Genomic DNA, 22,874 nt, shown 5'->3' with positions numbered 1-22,874 from the left:
TAGTAAGTCTTTAAGTGAGCGCGAAAGGATTCGAACCTTTGACCGTCTGCTTAGAAGGCAGATGCTCTATCCAGCTGAGCTACGCACCCTAAATGTTTTTTTAAAGTCGGGGCGGCAGGATTCGAACCTGCGACCTCCTGGTCCCAAACCAGGCGCGATGACCGGACTACGCTACGCCCCGAGGGTGTCATCAGTAACGAATTTTACTTCGTTTTTGCGGTTGCAAATGTACAATACTTTTTGGAATAAAAAAATAAATTTATGAATAAATTTTAATTATTTTTTTATGAACGCTCTTTGATTAGGTATACTTATTTAAAAATCACGTTCTTGGATTATTTTGTTATCCCTCACTAAAATGGATGTCTTTTACCCAAACCGGAGAAAAAACAAAAGACTCACTGTTTCCAGTAAGTCTTTAAGTGAGCGCGAAAGGATTCGAACCTTTGACCGTCTGCTTAGAAGGCAGATGCTCTATCCAGCTGAGCTACGCACCCTAAATGTTTTTTTTAAAGTCGGGGCGGCAGGATTCGAACCTGCGACCTCCTGGTCCCAAACCAGGCGCGATGACCGGACTACGCTACGCCCCGAAAGGGTCATCAATAACGAATTTTACTTCATTTTTAGGGCTGCAAAGTTGCGATTCTTTTTTTAATAAAAAAAGAAAACGAAGTATAATTTTTAATTAATTTTTTATGCGCCCGTTTTTATTACCTTTACCCTGTTAATAACCATTGATTTAGCCCAATTAAAAATGATGAAAGAATTTTCGTTTTTTTTGTTCACATTAAACATTCTTATCCCGAAATATAAAAAAACAGCCTGGAAAGCAGGAGCTTGTTTTCCTCTGTTCTGTTGTTTTTTGATGGTGATGTCTTCTTGCTATAAGAATCAGGAATTTGTAAGTCACACTATTGTAAATGCATCACTGAGTTTACCCAAATCAATGGTCGTTAAAAAAGAATGGACTGAAGATTCCCGGTTATACAGCATTAATACTGCAAATAAGCACATTGGTTATATTTATTATGGTGATTATAAACCTTTTGTGGAAGATAATTATATGATTACGGTAGAGCCTGAGATTTTTGAGAAGTTTAAGAATAACAGAGAATTCAGAGCTTATTTTTCTGATAATTCTGACAGATATTACAGAAATGGAGTTTTTAATGTTAATTATTATTACTAGGATAGGATATAATCAATAAACACAGCGCTAAGATTATGATGCCGAAAAAAATGAATAAAGGATTTATTGGGATTCATTTTGACAGTGTAGATATTCACCAAAATAAAATGGCAATTATTATCAGTGATTTGATTGAAGAGAATAAACAGTTATTTTTAAAAGTTTTTAAAACTATTTGAAATAAGAATTAATGAAAGATATATTCGAGTTTAAAATTGTAATTTATGAAGAATTGTCGGAGAATCTGGTTGACTGGTTTATTTCTTTTATTGAACATCATGGTCTGTATTGGGGAGGTGGTTATTCTGGTAATCAGATCAACGGTGGATTGTATGCTGACGAGAGTGTAGTACTTAATATCAATGATTTTATGAGGACGTTTGTTACATTTTTTATGCATCTGGAAATTAAAATCCATAAAATTGAGATTAATATGCAAGACTTTTATTTTTATCGTTTTGATCATGATGCTTTTGTTGAAACTTATTCTTCGTTACCTGTAAATATTGGTTGTTGGGAGTTATAATTATTCCGGCGAAAAATGAAATGCCTTCCAAAAAAAACATTAATGTTTTATGAAGAAATATAGAGATATTCATCATTATTACCTTTCCAATTTTTTTAAACATAGTGAATTGAACTATGATAGTTTCTGGTTGTTTTATAACCAGGAAGACGGAATTCAAATGGAAAATTTTCTTCCTGACCAAAAAGTTTATTCGTTTTTATGGGAGTATGCAGATAAAGATATTTTAGTAAAAATAGATGAATGGAAAAGAGCATTCAGGAGAAATGATATTGAGTTCTTACCAGAGGCTAAGCTACACAAACGAGATTACCTGTCAGGAAAGCGAAAAGTATATCTGGATTGCCTGGAAACCAATCTTAAAACTGCAGATGAAAAATTTAAAGGCCTGACCGCATATGATACCGGACAACGCTTTTTTCAGATTGTGACCGATGAGGATCTCTCTTTTAAAGATATCGATTTAAGTTTTCTGGAATTAACAGATACAGGAGATAAATCTAGAGCGCTTATCAGAATTTTAGATACTGATGGTATTCAGACATTGATCTTAAATGGTTACCATCACCGTGGAGAATTACTGAAAGTCTGCATTGTGAAGAGTGACAAAACTAGCTTAAAAATAACAGAAGATTTACCCCTAAATATCTTTGAAAACACCTATGTGTCCATGCCATTTAACTGGTGAAATTGTAGTTCTGAACTCAAGAGGCTGTGGATAGATATTTTTCATACAAAAGAAATAGAAATTTAATAATCATGTTGATTATAATTGCCGGCATATTTCTATACAAAGCTATATTTTCGTCAAAAAGCAAAGACCGTTTTTTAGATGAAATTAGAAATAAAGGTATAAAATCAATAGTTAGCAAAAAGTATATTAATTATGATAATCACAATATACCATTCTTGGTGTATGGCAATAAAGATAGTATAGTGGTTTATAGAGATTGGTGGGATAAGGTTTTGGATGGAGACTCAATAATAAAACCAAAAGGTTCTTTAGAGATAGTTATTAAAAACTCTGATAAAATTGAAAAATTTGATTATCAAGATAAATTTGGTTTAGAACCCAACTTTTGAGTTAATACATTTAGTTTTAGCTGATACCAATAAACTTAATAGTTTTACAAGTTTTGTTATATACAAAATTGAAGACTTTGCTGGACAAGATCCTAAGAGTAAGGGTGTTTATGAAATAAAATAATTTGGTAAATAAAAATGGAGGTATTTTTAAATAATATTAAAATAGATTATCTAGATCTTACTAGAAATAAGAAAATTGTCAATGATGAATTATTGCTGAAGGTTAAGCCTGAAGCTAAATCCATTATTTTAGCAGAATTAGAAAAGCCTGAAATTAAGCTAACCGTAAAGATTTACAATAAAGCAGGTAAAAAAGAAATATTGTATAAAACCCGATTTATCGTAGACTATGTTTTAACTGAGGAAGATTATAATGAGACAGATGGGATCGTTCTTTATGGAACTATGATTAATAAAATGAGTAGTACAGGAAGAGGATATGATCAATATCTCATGGAAAATTTTTACAATTGGTTCAATTATTCAGAATTTAACTGGTGGGAGACTGAGAACAGTGAACTTAAAAACTCTTATCTCCAGGCTTGTTTTATTTGGAACCATGGTCTTTATAAAATGAGTAAAGAGAATAGCATCATGAAAATGGAGGGAAGTCTTGTTAAAAATAATGAAGATTATTTCTGTTATTTAGGTGAATTGTTTTTTGGGAAAAGAGGCTTTATGGGAAATGGATTGGATTCACTTCACGATCATACTATCGATGTAAGTATGAATAATAATATGAGTGAATTTCATTTGCATATCAATTCAGCAGACGCTCTGGAAAAATCATTGGGAACTGGTTATTTTTTTAGATCTTTAGAAATTTTAAAAAGGACCGGTCTTAATATTTATGTAGATGATTTAGCTTTTTAAGATTCTCTCACTCTGCAAAGTCTCCCAACTTTGATGCAAAAAAAAAATCAAATAACTTAATTCAATATTATAAAAACCTCGCATTTTGCGAGGTTTTTTAATTAAAAAGCCCCACTAATCCCTATATTTGCCCCATGAAACGATTAATGCTGTTGTACGTACTTTTCCCTTTATTCCTGTTCTCACAGACGACTGGAAAAGTGATCAAAATTTCAGACGGAGACACAATTACTTTATTGCTTAAAGGCAATCAACAAAAAAAGATCAGATTAGCCGAAGTCGATTGTCCGGAAAATGGGCAGGCGTTCGGTAAAAATGCCAGGCAGTTTACTTCTGCTCAGGTATTCGGGAAAACGGTAAGCTTTGTTGAAACCACTACAGACCGTTATGGAAGATCCATTGCGAAAGTGTACTATGATGACGGAAAATACCTTTCCAGAGAGCTTATCAAAGCCGGAATGGGATGGTGGTATTTTTCCTATTCCAAAGATGCCTCTTTGGGAAAACTGCAGGAAACCGCACAACAGAAGAAAATAGGTCTGTGGCAGGATAGTAATGCCATTGCTCCGTGGGAATATCGTAAAATCAAACGGGAACTTAGAAAGACGAAGAAAATGGAAGCTGCTAAAAATGGAGCAAAAATAAAAGATGTTGCATTTATAGAAGGTTAGTGTTTAATCTGATAAGTGGTAAAAAATGAAAACGGTCAATTAAGCCTCCATCAATCATGCAATTGATGCTCATAATGAAGGGACTCTGAAGAATGTATAAGATAGAATTATCCAAAGTTTCGGAATAAATTACATGAAACTAAAATAAACAAAAAACCTCACAATAAGAATTGTGAGGTTTTTGTGAGCGCGAAAGGATTCGAACCTTTGACCGTCTGCTTAGAAGGCAGATGCTCTATCCAGCTGAGCTACGCACCCTTAAAAGTTGATTCCCGCTTAGTAAATAAGCACATTAAAAAGTCGGGGCGGCAGGATTCGAACCTGCGACCTCCTGGTCCCAAACCAGGCGCGATGACCGGACTACGCTACGCCCCGAATATATAAGAAGAGCGGAGGGTAAGGGATTCGAACCCTTGCGACACTTTCGCGTCGACAGTTTAGCAAACTGCTCCGTTAACCACTCCGGCAACCCTCCTTTTTTGTTTATTTTTTAATGATCGTTGTTCCGTTATTGCGAGTGCAAATATAGAACAGATTTCTTTATTTACCAAATAAAATTCAAGAAAATTTTGTGTATTTTTGAACTAATAAATCATCCAAAAACCAAACTGATGCGTAAAACATTATATATCATCGGATTAAGCACATTTGTTTTTTCATGTACTTCCAGGCAAAATGTGAAAAAAAATACTTACAAACCGAAAACCCCAACAACACAGGCGAAACCAGCTGTTCAGACAAAACCTCCGGTTGCTCAAAAACCTAAAGTTGTATCTGATCATGGAGTGGATTTTTTTACGACCAATATAGCAGATCCAACCAAAAATGATAATACGGCAAGTTATGGTTCTATCGTATCTGCAAAACCAGGCGGATATAAAGTGGTGAAAACTTTTTTTCCTGCAGTGGCCCAGAATTTCAGACAGCGTTATCTGATATTACATTATACCGCTCTTGCAGATGATAAATCAGTTACTGTTCTTACCCAACAGGCGGTAAGTGCCCATTATCTTGTAAATAATACCGGAGATAATGAGATCTATCAATTGGTGGATGAAAACAAACGGGCATATCATGCAGGCGTAAGTGCGTGGAGAAATGATAAAAATCTTAACGATAATTCTATCGGTATTGAAATTGTAAATACAGGCTATACTACAGATAGTACCGGTAAAAGAATTTTTGCCCCTTTTAGTGATGAGCAGGTAAAAAAAGTGGCTGCATTGGTTAAAGATATTGTAACAAGGTATCAGATCCAGCCAACAAACGTATTGGGCCATTCAGATATTGCCCCTACAAGAAAGCAGGATCCTGGACCGATGTTCCCATGGAAAAAGCTCTATGACGAATATCAGGTTGGAATGTGGTATGATGAAGCTGCCAAACAGACGTATCTTGCAACTGCACAGGCAGACCTGGCAGCCAGATATAATGATGCCAGCTTTATTTTCCTTATTCAGACTTCATTACAGAAATTCGGATATGCACTTGATCTTAGCGGACAATGGGACGATGCTACCAAGAAAACAATTGAAGCTTTCCAGTACCACTTCCGTCCACAGAATTATGACGGAATCATGGATGCTGAAACATGGGCAATACTCCAGGCTTTAAATCAAAAATATACTGTAAAATAATTCAAATTAAAACGCATCGGTTAGATGCGTTTTTGCTATCTTTAAACGATCAAAAACAGTAAAATATCTGTAATGGAAAATTTCAGAAAAGAAAGTGATCTATTAGGCGAGCTGAATGTGCCTTTAGACGCTTATTATGGGGTTCAGACACAAAGAGCTATCGACAATTTTAAAATTTCAGGACAGCTTTTGTCTTCCTATCCGGATTTCATAAAAGGATTGGCGTTTGTAAAAAAAGCAGCGGCAAAAACCAATTATGAATTAGGGCTTTTAGACGAAAATCTGTATTTTAAAATAGCAGAAGCATGTGATGAAATTGTAGAAGGGAAATATCATGAGCAGTTTCCGGTAGATATGATTCAGGGAGGCGCTGGAACTTCCATCAACATGAATGCGAATGAAGTGATCGCCAATATCGTGTTGGAAAAATTAGGAAAAAATAAAGGAGAATACGAGTTCTGTTCACCTAATGATCATATCAATCTCTCTCAATCTACGAATGATGCTTATCCTACAGCAATCAAAATGGGACTGCTTCAGATGAACATCGGATTGGTGGAAAAACTGGAAAGAATTATCATGGCTTTCCGTGCAAAAGGGCAGGAATTCCAGGATGTGATCAAAATGGGACGTACACAGCTTCAGGATGCCGTTCCGATGACTTTAGGACAGGAGTTTGAAGCCTACGCAGCCACTTTGGAAGAAGATATCTCCAAGCTTAATAACAATGCCAGCCTATTTGTGGAAGTAAATATGGGAGCTACAGCAATCGGAACAGGATTAAATGCTCCGGTAGGATATGCTGCCCTTTGTGCTAAAAACTTAGCTCAGATTACAGGATTTCCGATTGTTTCAGCACCTGATTTAGTAGAAGCCACTCCTGATACAGGGTCTTATGTAATCTACTCTTCAGCAACAAAACGTCTTGCAGTAAAGCTGTCTAAAATCTGTAATGATTTAAGATTACTTTCATCAGGCCCAAGAGCAGGTCTTTTTGAAATCAACCTTCCGCCAATGCAGCCAGGATCTTCTATCATGCCTGGGAAAGTAAATCCTGTAATTCCGGAAGTAGTCAACCAGGTTTGTTTCAAAGTAATCGGGAATGATCTTACCGTAACTTTTGCAGCAGAAGCAGGACAGCTGCAGCTGAATGTAATGGAACCGGTACTTTCTCATGCCATTATGGAAAATATCAACTTCCTTTGCAATGCTTTGGATACACTTCGTGACAAATGTGTGGTTGGAATTACGGCCAATAAGGAAGTCTGTCTGAATATGGTGAAACACAGCATTGGTATTGTAACCGCATTAAACCCTTATATCGGATACAAACAGTCTACACAAATTGCTAAAGAAGCATTGGAAACCGGGAAAAGTGTTTACAATCTTGTTCTGGAGAAAGGAATTCTTTCTCAGGAAAAACTGGATGAAATTCTTGATCCGAAGAACATGCTGAAACCGCATAACAAATAAAATCATCAACGATAAATGATCAATGATAATTGATGCCCTCAAAAGCTTCTCATCATTGATCATTTATTATTCATCATTTATACTATAATTCGTGAGGTTTTTAATCATCATTCCTGCTCATAACGAAGAAGACAACCTCCCATTTACTCTTAATTCTCTGCAACAGCAAAGCAGCAAAGATTTTAAAGTAGTGGTGGTGAATGACGGTTCTACAGACAGAACAGCTGAAGTGATCAGGAAATACACAGAAACTGATTCCCGTTTTGAAACAATCAACCTTCAGAAATCTGAACATCAGCCAGGTTCTAAAGTAGTTCATGCTTTTAACAACGGACTCAATACTCAAACGATAAATGAATTTGACATTATCTGTAAATTTGATGCTGATATCATTCTTCCGGAAAACTACCTCACTGCAGTAGAAACAGCTTTTATCAATCATCCCGAATATGGCCTTGTAGGAGGCCTTCTGTATATAGAAAAAGACGGAAATTGGGTGTATGAAGGTAATTCTAATAAACATCACGTAAGAGGTCCTATGAAGGCTTACCGTAAAGAATGTTTTATTCAGATTGGCGGTTTAAGGGAAACTTTGGGCTGGGATAATATTGACTCTATACTGTTGGGAAATCTGGGATGGAAAGAAGTTGTTCTTCCTGAGCTCCATGTAAAGTTGATTAAAGTAAAAGGAGCTGATTATACGATACGTCCTGCAGATTATTACGGAAGATATTTTTATTTCTTGGGACTGAACAGGTTTCTGGCATATATCGCCTCCTCAAAAGAAGCTATGAAAAGTAAGTCTTCTTCATTTTTCTTTGATATCATCAGGTCTTATGAAAGCTGCAGATCAAAGAAATTAGAATTGAAAATTACAAAAGAAGAACAAAAAGCCGTTAATGATAAGCGTTGGAGAATGCTGAAAAAGAAATGGCTTAAGATGTAAAAGATAAATTATTTTATACATTGCAAATGTTCATCAGTATAAACGGGCTTTAGCCCGTTTAATTAAAAAAATAAAAATCCATTGGCTTTAGCCAAAACTTAAGATATAACTCCCGCAAACCCGTGAAAAAAATAGCTTACATAGAAATAGACACTCACGCAGAAATAGCTCACGCTTTCATGGATATTATGGAAGGTTGTCAGGATTTTGCGGTAGACTATTATTTTTCAAAGAGAATCAAAGATCAGGTAAGTCATCACAATGAAGCAGTTTTCTTATCAGACAGTTCTATGATTATGGATCAGCTAAAGGGAAAAGGGTATGATCTGGTGATCATAGGAACTGTTCATCGTTATTTTAATACATTTTTGGCAGTAACAAAAAAGTATAATACCGCAGTCATTACCCATAATCTTAATTTCATAAAATCTTCAAAGCTGGACCTTATAAAAAGTGTTTTCAAAGGAGATATTATCTTCAGATTAAAACTATGGCTGAAGGAAGGATTATTTTACAAAACCAAAGTTTATAAGACTTCAGGAACTCTTTTCGTGCTGGATGAAGCATTGGTTTCAGGGAGATATCAGTATTTGCCGCTGTTTTATACAAGAGATTTTGATAAAGCAAAAAATGAAGAACTTGTGGTGGTGATTCCTGGTGGAGTTTCACAGAAAAGAAGAGATTACGCCCATATTTTTAAAACTATTCAGAAACTCAGTACGGATCAGCCCTGCAAATTTGTTTTCCTTGGAAAAGCGGGCGGACACGAGTTAAAACAACTTGAAAACCTGCCTGGAAAATTACCGGAAAACATTGAAATTATCTGTTTTTCAGAAAGGGTTTCCTCCGAAGATTTTGAAAAATGGATGCAGAAAGCAGATGTTTTATGGTGCCCGATTCAGCAGGAAACAGAGTTTTTCGGCATGAAAGAAATTTATGGACTGACTAAAATGACAGGAAATCTGGGTGATGCCATCGCCTACGGAAAATTGGCGGTTTTTCCAGGAAATTATCCTTCAAAACTGGACTTCATTATTGCTGAAAAAGAAAATGTTCTTGAACAATTAAGAACTGTTTCAGAGACTTCATTTGATTTTTTGACAACATACAGCAGGAAAAAAGTTCAGAAGAGACTGGAACAATTTCTAGCGTCTTTGGTCTGAAAAGCCAGGATCATTCTCTTATTTTATCTTAAATACACTCTTAATAAATCTCATATTCAGATAGTCTTCAACCGGGAAAATCTTGGTGAAGTAATTTCCGATATAGATCAGTATCAAAACAACTGCAGGTTTGTAAACAAGATTAAGCAGATTGCTGTTGAAATTTGGGAGAACAATAGCCACGGTAATAGCTAAAGTACAGATAATGGAGACAAAAATCATTTCAATACTCAAAGGCGAAACCTTAAACACAATATAATTGAAAACAATTTTCACCACATTGTAAATGGTAAGGGAAATTGCTGTAGACAGAGCAATTCCGATCAGCTTCAGATCCGTGTTTTTAATGAAATAATAATTCAGTCCGATAGTCAGCCCGGCCAGCAAAAGCATCACCAGAATATTGAATCTGTAATATTTTGAGAGTGAAATAATATTCCCGTTGAATCCGGTAGCAAGATCTATTAATACTGCAGAACCCCAGATCCAGACTACGGGTTCATATTCTCTGAGCATGGTTCCGTTCTTTGGCATGAACTGCGTCAGATAAGGGAATCCTACCATAATACATGAGAATAAAACAGCACCAAGGAAATACAGTGTTAAAGAAGTTTTTTTATGGAACCTGTCCAGTTCCACCATATCTCCGTCTGCCAGAGTTTTGTTGATGATAGGTGCTGAAATATTAAATAATCCAAGCTGGGGAATAGAAATTAACGAGATCAGAGCATACAGAACAGAATAAATTCCAACCTCTTCCATTCCCATAAATTCTCCGATCATAAAGCTGTTGATCGCCAGATAATTTCCAAAAGTTCCCAGAAATCCAAAGAAACTGTAATTGAAAAACTCTTTCCAGAAATTATTCTTTTTGAAATAATCGGTATTAAAATCCAGCTGAATTTTTTCCAGTTTGTTGGTGTAATAAATATATCCCAAAAGCATTAAAAAGAAAATTCCAAAAAAGAAAGCATATGCAATGATCTGTGACGCAGAAGCTGTAACATTCTGTGATAAAGCAAAGAAAAAAAGACAGAATGCTCCCAGGTTCGCTATTTTCGGAAACAGATTGTCGAAGATATTGGAAACTACAATTCTTTTGTAATTGGATGTGTATTTATTGAAAATAGCACAGAATGAAAGGATTAAAATCAATGGCAGAATCATTTCCTTGATCTTCCATGCTTCTGAATGTCTGAATTTCGGATAAAAATAGGGAAGTATAAAAAATACAGCAGTGAAAATAATAAAGTTGATAAAAACCGTCAGTAGTGACAGTGACAGCATATTCTGTTTTTTACCATCTTTTTCTACTTTGTGAAAAAATTTCACATTCGAATAAGAAATACCCAAAACAACAAAAGGAACCAGCATTTCAGCTGTAGGAAGAATGTAGCGTAGCTTTCCGTAAAATTCAAAATCATTCGGAAATATGAATATTGCGGAAACCGTGCCCAGCAAAAAACCAATATAACCGATAATGGAATATTTGAAGCCTTGTCTCGCTACTACACTCATAAGTTGTTTTAAATGTTTTTAGGTATAAAAATAATATTGTTGATGTACTGAGTTTTATTTTTTTCGTCGTTTGTATTTTGCGTTATGATATCTTCTGTAAGATTTTCCAGCGTAAAGCTGTTTCTGTTAAGATATTTGGCATCGTATCCCCAGCTCATCACTTCGGATATTTCATTCCATATAGGAGTTTGGTGGTGTCTTTGTTCCATTTCGACCATTAAAGTCGGTTTGAATTGTCTGATGGTTTCTCTCGCCCCGGACAATGTTTTTATTTCATTTCCTTCAACGTCTATTTTGATAAAATCAAGTCTGCTGAAATTTTCCAGTGCTGCCCATTCGTCAAGTTTAATAACCTTTACTTGTTCCGTATAGCTTTTCTCTTCTCCTTTTTCTTTGTAAGAAGTGTTTAAAGTACCACGGGAAGCAATAGTTTTCCCATTAATAATGGGTACTTTGAATTCTGCAATCCTGTTTTCATCCGAAAGAGCAAGAGGGAGAATATGCATGTCAGAAAACAGTCTTTTCAGTCTTCTGTAAAGCTTTTTATTAGGTTCAAAACCATAAATATGCTCATGCTTCAATGTATTTTCCAGCTGATAAAGGAAAGTTCCCACATTGGCACCAATATCCAGTATCACAGCATTTTTAGGAAGGTATTCTTTAATCCATACCAATTCCGGTTCTACATTACGTTCCGAAAAGTTATTTTTATTAAGATTATTTAGAGCTTTAAAATATCTTTTTTTGTAGAAATTCGGGCTTATGTATTGTAGTTTCTCTGCAATTTTTTGGTATAAAGACATCTTTGGCTTTTTGGCGAACAGCAAAGATAAGTAAAAATGTAAAACTTTTCTTAAAAAATGTTAATTATAATGGCTTGATTTTCAGGATAGGTTTTTAAAATCACTTTTGTAACCTGTTGAATTTTAATATATTTTTGATTTGTCCCAGAGATATCTGCATACCCTGAATATCTCAATAATAATATTCTAAAATAATACAAACCAGTAAGAACGCACCCGATTCTCTGTTAAAAATGAGTGATCTGTGATTGAAAAAAAATAAAACTGTTTAAAGAAAAGGTGTATTCAGGAAATCATTGAAAGGCTTCATCAGTTTGAAAACTTTGGTCATGTTTTTCACCGCATTTTTGTCCAGTACTTCCTCATCTTTCAGAGAATATACCACAATAAAGTTTTTAAGCTTGAGATATTCTCCCATAGGATCATCTTTCTCAAAACCCTGAGGTATTTTCTTCAGTTTGTCTTCCTGATCAAGTTCTGGAAAATGTTTTTTGAAATCTTTATTATTGAGAATTTTCAGAAAATCATCTCCGTACAAAGAAATTTCTTTACGAATTTCTTTCAGTACGGAAGATTCCGGCATGTAAATTCCTCCGGCTAAAAAGGATTTTCCAGGTTCCAGGTGAAGGTAATAACCTCCTTTCTGATTTCCTTTTCCCATTCCAAGAGAAGCTCCGAAATTGGTTTTATAAGGAGATTTGTCCTTAGAAAAACGGGTGTCTCTGTAAATTCTGAAAAGGGCTTTTTTACTGTCAATTTTAGCAAGCTCATCATCAAAACCAGACATTTCTTTGATGAGTTCATCTAAAAATGAAACTACATTTTGCTGAGATTCTGTGTACAGGTCTTTATTTTCATTAAACCATTCGCGGTTATTATTTTTATTTAACTTTTGTAAAAAATCAAAAGTTTTGGGAGAAATACTTGCAGACATATTGTGTTAAGTGTTTTTTTGTTATTACATGAGATTCGAAACTGCTTCCCGAGCCCGGACCAAAATTTCAAAGCCCTGAAACCTCAAAACCAAATGTACAAAAAGTATTCATAGAAATATTATTCTGTTTTTTCTATTCAATAAAATTTCCCAGATTTCATACGGATGCATAATAGTATGGATGGACAGGTATTAAATGATTATGCAGAAAGATGCCAAAAGAAAAATTTACTTTTCATGGCTTTATTTTTGAAAATTCATAAATAGTACAGAAAAAATCAATCGAATTTAATAAAAAAAAATAATGTTTAACAATTTTCTAATCTGAGGCTTGTTTTTTTGGGTTTAATTTTCCAAAAATTAAAAAAATATTACAGGATTGTGAATTTAAGATTGTATATTTAAAACTTTATTCAAAAACAAATCAAATATTTATTGTATCTTTGCAAAAATTTTAAAATAGTTAATGAATTTATTTACGGAAACCAATTTAAGTCCTGATATCCTTAAGGCAATTGGCGAACTGGGCTACGAAAGCCCAACAGAAATCCAAAAACAGACTATCCCTTTTATTCTTTCAGATATTCGCGACTTGATCGCACTTGCGCAGACGGGGACAGGCAAAACAGCAGCGTTTTCGCTTCCGATTTTGGATATGATTGACGATACGAGTCGCAAAATCCAATTATTGGTGCTTTGTCCGACACGGGAATTATGTCTTCAGATTTCGAAGGACATAAAGAATTACTCTAAGTATATGAAAGACATCAAGACAACTGCGGTTTATGGTGGAAGTAGTATTGTAGAGCAGATGAGATCTTTGAAGGATAAACCACAAATCATTGTGGGAACTCCGGGAAGAGTAATTGATCTTATCAACAGAAAAGCACTAGACTTTTCTGCGATTCATTGGTTGGTATTAGACGAAGCTGATGAAATGCTTTCTATGGGATTCAAGGATGAATTGGAAACCATTCTAAGCGAAACTCCGGAAACGAAACAAACTTTCTTATTCTCTGCAACGATGAATAAAGAGGTGGAAAGAATTTCCAAGAATTATCTTACAAAACCACATCGTATTTCAGTAGGTTCTATCAACGAAGTGAAGAAGAACATTACTCACGAATACTATGTTGTAGGATACCGTCAGAAAAAAGAAGCATTGAAGAGACTTATTGATGCGAATCCTAACCAATACTCCATTATCTTCTGCAGAACGAGAATGGAAACTCAGGAGGTTGCTGATTTCTTAATGCAGAACGGATATGCAGCTGATGCTCTTCACGGTGATCTTTCTCAGGCGCAGAGAGATACGGTAATGAAGAAATTCAGATTGAAAAACATCGATATTCTTGTAGCAACAGACGTAGCAGCGAGAGGATTGGATGTGAACTCTTTAACTCACGTTATTCACTTCTCTTTACCGGATGATCCTGAAGTATTCGTTCACAGAAGCGGAAGAACAGGTAGAGCTGGGAAAGATGGTATTTCCATGGCTTTAATCAAGCCTGAAGAAAGCAGAAAACTGAAACAGATCAAATCTGCAACAAAAATTGAAATCAACGAGAAATTCATTCCTACTGGTGATGATATTATCAAAGCTCAGGTAGGTGGTGTATTCGAAAAATTATTGACGGAGCACGAAGATCTTTTCGAATTTGATGACAGCTTAATCCCGGATCTGAGCAACTTTACAAAAGAAGAACTGGTACACCAGCTTCTACAGTTCCAGTTGAGAGATCTTGCTTTATACTACAAAGACAAGCATGATCTTGTAGAGCAGAAATTCAGCAGCAGAGATGACGATTTCTCAAGAAGAGACCGTGGACGTGACAGAGACAGAGATAGAGGTCGCGACAGAGATAGAGGAGATCGTGGAAGAGACAGAGATCGTGGGGCAAAACCAAGAAGAAGAGATGAAAACATGGTAAGATTCTTCTTCAACCTTGGTAAGAAAGACCATTTGAAAAAGCTTGATGTTTTAGATATTATCAATAAGGCAACTGCTGGCGGAAAAACCAAAAAGAGAGCTGAAATCGGTGATATCGAAATCTTAGAGAAATTCTCTTTCTTCGAAGTTGAAAAATCTTTCAAAGACAATGTATTGAGCAATATTCAATCTATGAAGTTCAAAGGAAAAGATATGAGAGCTGAAGTAGCAAACTAATCTCTTCCTATACCATACAAAACCGGCATTAATGCCGGTTTTTTTATTTGATAATCAGTTGTTAAGCGAATGTTAACAAAACTTAATGTCATATAGTTTCACGTACAATCCTTTTTTAAGAAATTTGCACACGAATTATAAATACTAAAAAATGGGAATTGGTAATATTTTCCACGCTTTTCAACCAAAAGATAAAATCTTCTTTGTACTTTTCGAAAAAGTAACTGAAAATCTAGTTGCAATGTCAGAAGAATTCAACACAGGAATCAAGGATTTCGATCTTAATGACGATTCAATGTTGAAGAAAATGAGCGACTTCGAACACAAGAATGATGAACTCACTCACGAAATTTTCGTGGAATTAGGGAAAAACTTCATTACACCTTTTGACCGTGAGGATATCCACACACTGGCAACCGGGCTTGATGATATCGCTGATTATATCTACGCATCCACAAAATATATTTTCCTTTACAAATCACCTGAGATGAAGGCTTATTCAGACTTCTCTTTATTGATCCACAAAGCATGTCTTGAAATTCAGAATGCTATGAAAAACCTGAAAGGGTTTAAAAATATGGAACAGGTGAAAGAAGCTTGTATTAAGGTGAACTCTATTGAGAATATTGCCGACGATTTGCTTTCCAACTCAATGGTAGAATTATTTGAAACCAATGATGCCATCAACATTATTAAAGTTTCATCCGTATTAAACTACCTTGAAATTGTAACAGACAAAGCAGAAGATGTTGCCAATACCATTGAGAACATCATGATTAAATACGCCTAATACATAGCAAAAATGGAATTTCCGATTTTACTTATAGTTATTATTGCGCTGGCATTGATCTTCGATTATATCAATGGTTTCCATGATGCAGCCAACTCAATTGCAACTATAGTTTCTACAAAAGTTTTAACTCCATTCCAGGCTGTACTTTGGGCGGCGCTTTGGAACTTTGCAGCTTTCTTTATTGCTGCTTATATTATTGGAGAATTCAAAATTGGTAACACAATTGCCAAAACAGTTAACGAGAATTTTATCACCCTTGAAGTTATATTTTCCGGTCTTGTGGCAGCTATTGCCTGGAACCTCCTTACGTGGTGGTTCGGAATCCCTTCATCATCATCACATACGCTGATCGGAGGTTTCCTGGGAGCAGCTCTTATGCATGCTTTCATGATGGATTATCATGATGTGGTGGCAACACAGCCAGATCTTGGAATGTGGGGTACTGTTAAAGAAGCTTTCAATCAGGTTACCCATCAGAGTGTAGTGAAGTTTGATAAAGTAATTCCTATCTTCCTGTTCATTTTTATGGCACCAATTATAGGGATGATTATCTCAATCATCATTACCCTGATTATTGTACACCTTTATAAAAGATCAAACCCACACAAAGCAGACCAGTCTTTCAAAAGATTACAGCTGGCTTCTTCAGCTTTATTCAGCTTGGGGCACGGTTTGAATGATGCTCAGAAAGTAATGGGGATCATTGGTGCAGCACTTATCTATTATCATGTTGAAATGCTGCATGACCCGGTTTATCTGAATATTCCTGCTGCAGGACGTTTTGATTATTTTGCAGAACATTACCTTTGGGTTCCTTTGGTATCATTCCTTGCTATCGGTTTAGGAACCATGAGCGGTGGTTGGAAGATCATCAAAACTATGGGTACCAAGATTACTAAGGTAACTTCATTAGAAGGTGTAAGTGCAGAAACTGCAGGTGCTATTACCTTGTTCATTACAGACCACTTCGGTATTCCTGTATCTACTACCCATACGATTACTGGTTCTATCATCGGGGTAGGATTAACGAAAAGAATTTCAGCGGTAAGATGGGGAATCACTGTAAGCTTACTTTGGGCTTGGGTTCTTACCATTCCGATCTCTGCAATAGTAGCGGGAATTACCTATCTTGTGGTAACTTTCGTTTTCTAAAAAACAAATCATATAATTATATAAACTTTGTCCGTTTGGGCAAAGTTTTTTGTTTTATAAAGCCCTGAAAAATCGTATTTTTGTTCAAATTATAAGATTTTATGGAATTTTTAGACAGATACCAGCAGATTGTTGCAGATGCCATCACTAAATATACTTTTAAAGATAAACCTTCGGAGCTCTATGAGCCGATGAATTATATTATTTCCCATGGTGGAAAACGTCTTCGTCCTATTATGGTGCTGATGGCATGTGATATGTTCGGTGGAGATCTTAAACAGGCCATCAAACCTGCATTGGCTATCGAGTTTTTCCATAACTTCACCCTGATCCATGATGATATTATGGATGAAGCTCCTTTAAGAAGAAACAAGCCTACCATTCATACTTTACATGGCCTTAATGTAGGTATTCTTTCCGGAGACGGGCTGATGCTGAAAGCGTATAAGTTTTTTGAAGATCTTGAACCTGAAATTTTCAAAGCATGTATCAGAATATTTACCCACACAGGACTTCTGTTGTGTGAAGGACAGCAGTATGATATCAACTTTGAAACTCAGAAAGACGTTACTTTTGATGATTATATCAGAATGATTACCTATAAAACCGGAGTGTTAAGTGCTTCTTCATTTGAAATCGGGGCTTTGATCGCAAGAGCTGATTTTAAAGATGCGAAAGCTATTTTTAATTTCGGAAAGCATATCGGAATTGCGTTCCAGATTATGGATGATTATCTTGATGTATTCGGAGATCAGGCACAGTTTGGAAAAAAGCATGCCGGAGATATTTATGAGAACAAAAAAACGGTTCTGTATCTGTTAGCAAGAGAACATGCTACCGATGAAGAAAGAAAAGAACTGGATTACTGGTATTCTAAGAAGACTGAAAATGTTGATAAGGTGTATGGCGTAGAAAAGATTTTCAGAAGAACAAAAGTAGATGAAAAAGCTTTACGTCTGATTGAAAAACATAATGAAATAGGACAAAGTTACCTTCAGAAAATAGATGTTCCGGAAGAAAAGAAAAAACCTTTCATTGAACTGGCTAATTATTTGTTGAGAAGAGAAAGTTAATATAGGTAACAGAGGGTAGTTAGCAGGTAACAGCAATTTACCTGCAACCTGTTCCCTGTAACCTAATCCCTATACAATGAAATTCAGAACCGAAGTTGATATTCCCGTATCAGAAAAGAAGATTGAGATTGAAGATAAAATATTTTCAATAGGATCATGCTTTGCCTCTGAAATGACAGATCTACTTCAGGACGGACAACTTCAGACTCTTAACAACCCCTTTGGGACTATTTTTAATCCTTTTTCCATCAATAATGCCATCAACAGATTACATGATTCTGCATTTTACGAAGAAGAGGAACTGATTACTTACAATGAAGAATACATCTCTCTGGATCATCACACCAGTTTTGATACCCGATATATTCATCAGACCCTGGACAGGATTAACGGTGCTATTGAAGCGGGAAATGCCTTTCTTCAGGAAGCTGACTGGATCATTATCACTTACGGATCTTCATTTATCTATGAATTTCTTCCCAAGAAAAAGCTGGTAGCCAACTGTCACAAAATTCCGCAGAAGTTTTTTGAGAAAAGATTACTTTCCCATCAGGAGCTGACAAGCTCAATTTACCATACAATTCTGGATCTTAAAGATATTTGTAAAGAAGGAGTGCAAATTCTGTTTACCGTTTCCCCCGTAAGGCATACAAAAGACGGAATGGTAGAAAACCAATTGAGCAAATCCAAGCTGATTACGGCTATCCATGAGTCTATTTCTATGTTCGAAGACTGTCATTATCTGCCGGTTTATGAGATTTTAATGGATGACCTCAGGGATTACCGTTTTTATAAAGAAGATATGATTCATCCCAGTACGCAGGCGGTTAATTATATATTTGAGAAATTCGGGAAGTCTTATTTTTCAGAAGAAACCCAGAACTTTATCAAAGAAAATTTTAAGATCATCAAGGCTCTTGAACACAAGACAAGCGATAAGAAAGATCCTAAGTTTATTGAGTTCAGAGAAAAACTGGATCAGAGAATTGAAGTACAGCGCAAGAAGGTAAAACATAAAATATTTTAAATGCCTGATTTCACCAGAATTGACTATCTGAAAGATGGAAATGAAAGACAGAAAAAAGCTTACGAAATTCTTACAAAATATCGTGTTTTCGATAAATTGAAGGATTATTCTCCAATTTTAGCAGGAACTGTTCCTATTGAGATTGATATCAAAGGAAGTGATCTGGATCTTATTTTCGAGGTGGATTTAAAATTTGAACAGGATTTTCTGGATGATTTACTATTTTGCCAGCTTATTCCTCATGATGCAGAAGTGGAATATCCCATTGTAAACGGGGAGAAATGTATTACGTTAAATTTTATACTGGACGGGTTTCTTATTGAGATTTTTGGACAAAATAAGCCTACAACAGAGCAGAATGCATACCTTCACATGGTTGCAGAATACAAAATATTACTGAAAAAAGGAAAAAAATTTAAACAAAAAATAATAGAGCTGAAAAAACAGGGAATAAAAACAGAGCCAGCTTTCGGACTATTGCTGGGACTTGAAAACCCTTATGAAGATCTGTTGAAATTTTAAATAAAATGATTGATACACATACACATCTATACGCAGAAGAATTTGATGAAGACAGAAAAGAAGCTATTCAGAGAGCTTTAGATAAAGGAATTAATGAATTTTACCTTCCTGCCATCGATTCTGAATCCCATGAGAAAATGCTGCAGCTGGAAACAGACTATCCGGGCCAGATTTTTTCTATGATGGGGCTGCATCCCTGCTATGTAAAGCCAGAATCGTGGGAAAAAGAACTTGAAATCGTAAAAAATTATCTTGGTCAGAGACATTTTCCGGCCATTGGAGAGATTGGAATTGATCTTTATTGGGATAAAACAACACTTGATATTCAGGTGAAAGCCTTTGAACAGCAGATTGATTGGGCGATAGAAAAAGACCTTCCGATTGTCATCCATACCAGAGAAAGTTTTGATGAAACATTTGAGGTTCTGGAAAGAAAAAAACATCCGAAACTTAGAGGAATCTTCCATTGCTTTTCTGGAAATCTGGAACAGGCAAAACATGCCATTGATCTTAATTTTATCTTGGGAATCGGTGGAGTAGTGACTTTTAAAAATGGAAAAATAGATCAGTTTCTGAACGAAGTTCCATTGGATAAAATTGTTCTGGAAACAGATTCTCCATATCTGGCTCCGGTTCCTCAAAGAGGGAAAAGAAATGAAAGCTCTTATCTTGATCTGGTTGCCGGAAAACTGGTGGATATCTATGGGAAAGACTTTTCTGAGATAGACCGTATTACAACAGAAAATGCCAAAAACATTTTTCAAATACCATAATTAATGAATGCCCTGTTAAATTTTATTAGGAGCAACAGGTTGAATGGCATATTGCTGTTTGCTGTTTATTTCATCATTAATCTTTTATTTCTGACAAAATATGGAATCAGGCAGTCTTTTGTTCCTCTTACTATTTTAGTTATTCTTTTTTCAGGGGGTAATTTATTATTATTCTCTTTAGGAAAATGGTCCTGGTTGAAAAAATTATGGACCGAAAAATCTGTATATGTTCTTATCGTTTTTATAACTATTGTTTACATTGCTTTGTGCCATGTGATAAAAGATCCCTACAAAATGAATATTGACAGATGGGCAACTTTAGAATTTTCTGTGGAGCATTGGATAAAAGGAGAATATATCTATGATACTCCAAATTTCATGGGAAATTTATCCTCTTATCTCCCCGGGCAATTGCTTTTGTCAAGTGTTTTTTATTTTTTAGGGAATGTCGGATACCTTCAGGTTGCTGCCTTCTTACTGTTTTCCTATGTTATTTTTTTAGAATTTAAGAGCAATTTTCATAGATTTTTTGCGATAGGAATGTTGGGTATTTCCCTGGCTTATATTTATGAAGTGGTCTGTAAGAGTGATTTTATCTCTTCCTTTATTGCAGTTGCAGCCTTTATTCTTTTTTGGAGCAGAAAGTTTAAAGATGATTACTTTAAAAGACCTTTTCTGTTGGGAATATGCATAGGAATTCTATGTCTTACAAGAAGCGCAGTGATCATCCCTTTGATTATTTTTTTATTAAATCCTTTTATTAAAACCAGCTGGAAAAATAAAATAAAATTTGGGGTATGCTTTTTATTGACGGTAGCAATCTTATTGGCATCTGTTCTGCTGCCTGCCAAAAATATTGAGCATGTGCTGCAATATAATCCTCTTAATCTTCAGGGACAAAGCAATAAATTTGTTATGCTGTTCTTTATGATACTGTCGGTTATCCTTTCCTTCTATGTTAAAAAAATAGAAACAGTATTTTACTTCTCAGCTTATATTCTTTTTTTGGTGATGTTAAGTTTTGTAGGTGAACAGTATTTCACTTTAGGGTTTTCTTACCAGAATAATTTCTTTTCTACCACTTATCTGGCAGCTTGTTTACCTTTTTGTATTATCGGTTATTGCTATACAAAACAAAAAACAGAATAATAATCAACGATCATAAAAAAGGCCGTTTTCACAAGTTGTGAGACGACCTTTTTTATTTTATTTCTTTCTTGTGAAATTCTTGTTCTTAGGTTTTTTAAACCCTACCGAAGCTCCCGCAGAAGGCTTTTTACGGTTGTTACTCTGCCTTGAGCTGTTACTGTTGCCTGTTGTTTTAGGTTTCTCACCACCTGCATGCACAGGTTTGTTATTTGAATCCCTTTTCTGGGCAACAAGATCATCAGTATGGAACGGATGATCTTTGATTACGGGGATTTTCTTTCCAATCAGTTTCTCTGTATTCTTTAAATTCAAAAGATCAAGTCCGTCTACAAAAGATATAGAATTACCTTCGGCTCCGGCTCTTCCGGTTCTTCCGATTCTGTGTACATACGTTTCAGAAACATCGGAAAGCTCAAAATTGATCACGAACTTCAATTCATCAATATCAATTCCTCTGGCAGCAATATCTGTGGCGACAAGAACCCTTGTTTTTCCGGATTTAAAATTATTCAATGCATTTTGTCTCGCATTCTGAGATTTGTTACCGTGAATTGCTTCTGCAGAGATATTATCCTTCTGAAGTTTTCTGGAAATCTTATCTGCACCGTGCTTCGTTCTTGCAAAAACCAATACAGAGTCTGAAATATCATTTTGCAGAATATGAGAAAGTAAATTCAGTTTATTATCCTTTTCTACGAAATACACAGATTGTTTGATGGTATCTGCCGTAGAAGAAACCGGAGTTACCTCTACTTTTATCGGATTATTGAGGATAGAATTAGCCAGTTTTTGAATTTCAGCCGGCATTGTTGCGGAAAAGAATAAAGTTTGTCTTCTCTGAGGTAAAAGTTTAATGATTCTTTTTACATCATGTACAAAACCCATATCCAGCATTCTGTCTGCTTCATCAAGAACAAAAATCTCAAGATTTTTCAGGCTGATTATGCCCTGTGCAATAAAGTCCAGAAGTCTTCCCGGTGTTGCTACCAGAATATCAATACCTTTTCTCAAAGCTGCCTCCTGGTTTCCTTGCTTTACTCCTCCGAAGATAACAAGTTGTTTTAATGGAAGATATTTACCGTACGCATTAATGTTTTCCTCAATCTGAATAGCCAGTTCTCTGGTTGGTGTAAGGATTAATGCTTTAATATGTTTGTTGGGAATTTTATTTTTGGATAAATTCTGTAGGATGGGGATGGAAAAAGCAGCTGTTTTTCCTGTTCCTGTCTGCGCACAACCTAAAAAGTCTCTGCCTTCCAGAATATCAGGAATAGATCTTTCCTGAATAGGCGTAGGTGTGGTGTATCCCTGCTCCTGGATTGCTTTTGCAATAGGTTCTATTAAGTTTAAGTCTGTAAAATTCAAATGAATTATTTTAAAATTTAAATAAAAATTCCTT

Annotated in this window: 22 protein-coding genes and 7 tRNA genes; 18 read left to right on the top strand and 11 right to left on the bottom strand. The window is 35.4% G+C overall.

The genetic code is table 11. The annotated features are described in order from the left end of the window. Positions 1-15: 15 nt before the first annotated feature. The 4 genes from C8D70_RS14790 to C8D70_RS14775 form a co-directional block, all read right to left on the bottom strand. A tRNA-Arg gene (locus tag C8D70_RS14790) sits at positions 16-89 on the bottom strand. A 17-nt stretch (positions 90-106) separates the two neighbouring features. Further along, positions 107-181: transfer RNA gene (locus tag C8D70_RS14785), tRNA-Pro, on the bottom strand. 242 nt (positions 182-423) lie between these two features. Continuing rightward, positions 424-497, bottom strand: a tRNA-Arg gene (locus C8D70_RS14780). An 18-nt stretch (positions 498-515) separates the two neighbouring features. Continuing rightward, positions 516-590, bottom strand: a tRNA-Pro gene (locus tag C8D70_RS14775). 164 nt (positions 591-754) lie between these two features. On the opposite strand from C8D70_RS14775, the gene C8D70_RS14770 reads away from it, so the two are divergent. From C8D70_RS14770 to C8D70_RS14745, 6 genes are all read left to right on the top strand, one after another. Next, on the top strand, positions 755-1,189 hold the full coding sequence (locus tag C8D70_RS14770) for a hypothetical protein (RefSeq protein ID WP_110367793.1): 435 nt from the start codon (positions 755-757) through the stop codon (positions 1,187-1,189). Positions 1,190-1,379: 190 nt separating this feature from the next. Further along, on the top strand, positions 1,380-1,715 hold the full coding sequence (locus C8D70_RS14765) for a hypothetical protein (RefSeq protein WP_110367792.1): 336 nt from the start codon (positions 1,380-1,382) through the stop codon (positions 1,713-1,715). Positions 1,716-1,764: 49 nt separating this feature from the next. Continuing rightward, complete coding sequence (locus tag C8D70_RS14760; protein WP_146212888.1) at positions 1,765-2,403, top strand: hypothetical protein; 639 nt, start codon at positions 1,765-1,767, stop codon at positions 2,401-2,403. A gap of 71 nt (positions 2,404-2,474) precedes the next feature. Next, a complete protein-coding gene (locus C8D70_RS14755) occupies positions 2,475-2,798 on the top strand; it encodes a hypothetical protein (protein WP_110367790.1) in 324 nt (107 codons plus the stop codon). Positions 2,799-2,936: 138 nt separating this feature from the next. After that, entirely contained in the window at positions 2,937-3,674 is a 738-nt protein-coding gene (locus C8D70_RS14750; protein WP_110367789.1) for a hypothetical protein, read from the top strand. Positions 3,675-3,808: 134 nt separating this feature from the next. Beyond that, entirely contained in the window at positions 3,809-4,345 is a 537-nt protein-coding gene (locus C8D70_RS14745) for a thermonuclease family protein (RefSeq protein WP_076597589.1), read from the top strand. A gap of 184 nt (positions 4,346-4,529) precedes the next feature. On the opposite strand, the gene C8D70_RS14740 is transcribed toward C8D70_RS14745, so the two are convergent. The 3 genes from C8D70_RS14740 to C8D70_RS14730 all read right to left on the bottom strand — a co-directional run bounded on the left by C8D70_RS14740 (position 4,530) and on the right by C8D70_RS14730 (position 4,820). Continuing rightward, positions 4,530-4,603, bottom strand: a tRNA-Arg gene (locus C8D70_RS14740). Positions 4,604-4,645: 42 nt separating this feature from the next. Next, a tRNA-Pro gene (locus tag C8D70_RS14735) sits at positions 4,646-4,720 on the bottom strand. A gap of 15 nt (positions 4,721-4,735) precedes the next feature. After that, positions 4,736-4,820, bottom strand: a tRNA-Ser gene (locus C8D70_RS14730). A gap of 136 nt (positions 4,821-4,956) precedes the next feature. Here C8D70_RS14730 and C8D70_RS14725 point away from each other — a divergent pair. The 4 genes from C8D70_RS14725 (at position 4,957) to C8D70_RS14710 (ending at position 9,564) form a co-directional block, all read left to right on the top strand. After that, positions 4,957-5,982 (top strand): N-acetylmuramoyl-L-alanine amidase, encoded by a 1,026-nt coding sequence (locus C8D70_RS14725; protein ID WP_076596733.1) that lies wholly within the window; start codon positions 4,957-4,959, stop codon positions 5,980-5,982. 72 nt (positions 5,983-6,054) lie between these two features. Beyond that, positions 6,055-7,455 carry an aspartate ammonia-lyase gene (gene aspA, locus C8D70_RS14720; RefSeq protein ID WP_110367788.1) on the top strand — a complete coding sequence of 467 codons (1,401 nt, stop codon included), beginning with the start codon at positions 6,055-6,057 and terminating at the stop codon, positions 7,453-7,455. Positions 7,456-7,546: 91 nt separating this feature from the next. Further along, a complete protein-coding gene (locus C8D70_RS14715; RefSeq protein WP_110367787.1) occupies positions 7,547-8,401 on the top strand; it encodes a glycosyltransferase in 855 nt (284 codons plus the stop codon). A 122-nt stretch (positions 8,402-8,523) separates the two neighbouring features. Continuing rightward, positions 8,524-9,564, top strand: a complete 1,041-nt coding sequence (locus C8D70_RS14710; protein ID WP_110367786.1) for a glycosyltransferase — start codon at positions 8,524-8,526, stop codon at positions 9,562-9,564. Between the two features lie 18 nt (positions 9,565-9,582). Here C8D70_RS14710 and C8D70_RS14705 read toward each other — a convergent pair whose 3' ends face one another. From C8D70_RS14705 to C8D70_RS14695, 3 genes are all read right to left on the bottom strand, one after another. Then, the gene (locus tag C8D70_RS14705) at positions 9,583-11,082 is read right to left on the bottom strand and encodes a lipopolysaccharide biosynthesis protein (RefSeq protein ID WP_110367785.1); all 1,500 of its coding nucleotides are present in this window, start codon (positions 11,080-11,082) and stop codon (positions 9,583-9,585) included. Positions 11,083-11,090: 8 nt separating this feature from the next. Further along, positions 11,091-11,885: an FkbM family methyltransferase gene (locus tag C8D70_RS14700; RefSeq protein WP_110367784.1), complete on the bottom strand. Its 795-nt coding sequence runs from the start codon at positions 11,883-11,885 to the stop codon at positions 11,091-11,093. Positions 11,886-12,153: 268 nt separating this feature from the next. Further along, positions 12,154-12,819, bottom strand: coding sequence for a DUF2461 domain-containing protein (locus C8D70_RS14695; protein ID WP_110367783.1), 666 nt, complete (start codon positions 12,817-12,819; stop codon positions 12,154-12,156). A 466-nt stretch (positions 12,820-13,285) separates the two neighbouring features. Between C8D70_RS14695 and C8D70_RS14690 the strand changes: the two genes are divergently transcribed. The 8 genes from C8D70_RS14690 to C8D70_RS14655 all read left to right on the top strand — a co-directional run bounded on the left by C8D70_RS14690 (position 13,286) and on the right by C8D70_RS14655 (position 21,475). Next, a complete protein-coding gene (locus C8D70_RS14690) occupies positions 13,286-14,986 on the top strand; it encodes a DEAD/DEAH box helicase (protein ID WP_076596740.1) in 1,701 nt (566 codons plus the stop codon). A gap of 151 nt (positions 14,987-15,137) precedes the next feature. Beyond that, on the top strand, positions 15,138-15,776 hold the full coding sequence (locus C8D70_RS14685; protein ID WP_027374906.1) for a DUF47 domain-containing protein: 639 nt from the start codon (positions 15,138-15,140) through the stop codon (positions 15,774-15,776). Positions 15,777-15,788: 12 nt separating this feature from the next. Beyond that, positions 15,789-16,931 (top strand): inorganic phosphate transporter, encoded by a 1,143-nt coding sequence (locus tag C8D70_RS14680; protein ID WP_110367782.1) that lies wholly within the window; start codon positions 15,789-15,791, stop codon positions 16,929-16,931. A 101-nt stretch (positions 16,932-17,032) separates the two neighbouring features. Next, entirely contained in the window at positions 17,033-18,004 is a 972-nt protein-coding gene (locus C8D70_RS14675; protein WP_076596742.1) for a polyprenyl synthetase family protein, read from the top strand. 76 nt (positions 18,005-18,080) lie between these two features. Then, positions 18,081-19,031 carry a GSCFA domain-containing protein gene (locus C8D70_RS14670; protein WP_110367781.1) on the top strand — a complete coding sequence of 317 codons (951 nt, stop codon included), beginning with the start codon at positions 18,081-18,083 and terminating at the stop codon, positions 19,029-19,031. Then, entirely contained in the window at positions 19,032-19,553 is a 522-nt protein-coding gene (locus tag C8D70_RS14665; RefSeq protein WP_110367780.1) for a DUF4269 domain-containing protein, read from the top strand. A 5-nt stretch (positions 19,554-19,558) separates the two neighbouring features. Next, positions 19,559-20,326 (top strand): TatD family hydrolase, encoded by a 768-nt coding sequence (locus C8D70_RS14660; protein WP_110367779.1) that lies wholly within the window; start codon positions 19,559-19,561, stop codon positions 20,324-20,326. Positions 20,327-20,329: 3 nt separating this feature from the next. Further along, a complete protein-coding gene (locus C8D70_RS14655; RefSeq protein ID WP_110367778.1) occupies positions 20,330-21,475 on the top strand; it encodes a hypothetical protein in 1,146 nt (381 codons plus the stop codon). A gap of 57 nt (positions 21,476-21,532) precedes the next feature. On the opposite strand, the gene C8D70_RS14650 is transcribed toward C8D70_RS14655, so the two are convergent. After that, entirely contained in the window at positions 21,533-22,840 is a 1,308-nt protein-coding gene (locus tag C8D70_RS14650; RefSeq protein ID WP_110367777.1) for a DEAD/DEAH box helicase, read from the bottom strand. Positions 22,841-22,874: the final 34 nt, after the last annotated feature.

Origin of the sequence: Chryseobacterium sp. CBTAP 102 (genome assembly GCF_003201365.1) — a bacterium.
GTDB classification, from domain to species: Bacteria; Bacteroidota; Bacteroidia; order Flavobacteriales; family Weeksellaceae; genus Chryseobacterium; species Chryseobacterium candidae.
This window is presented reverse-complemented; position numbering and strand designations above follow the sequence as displayed.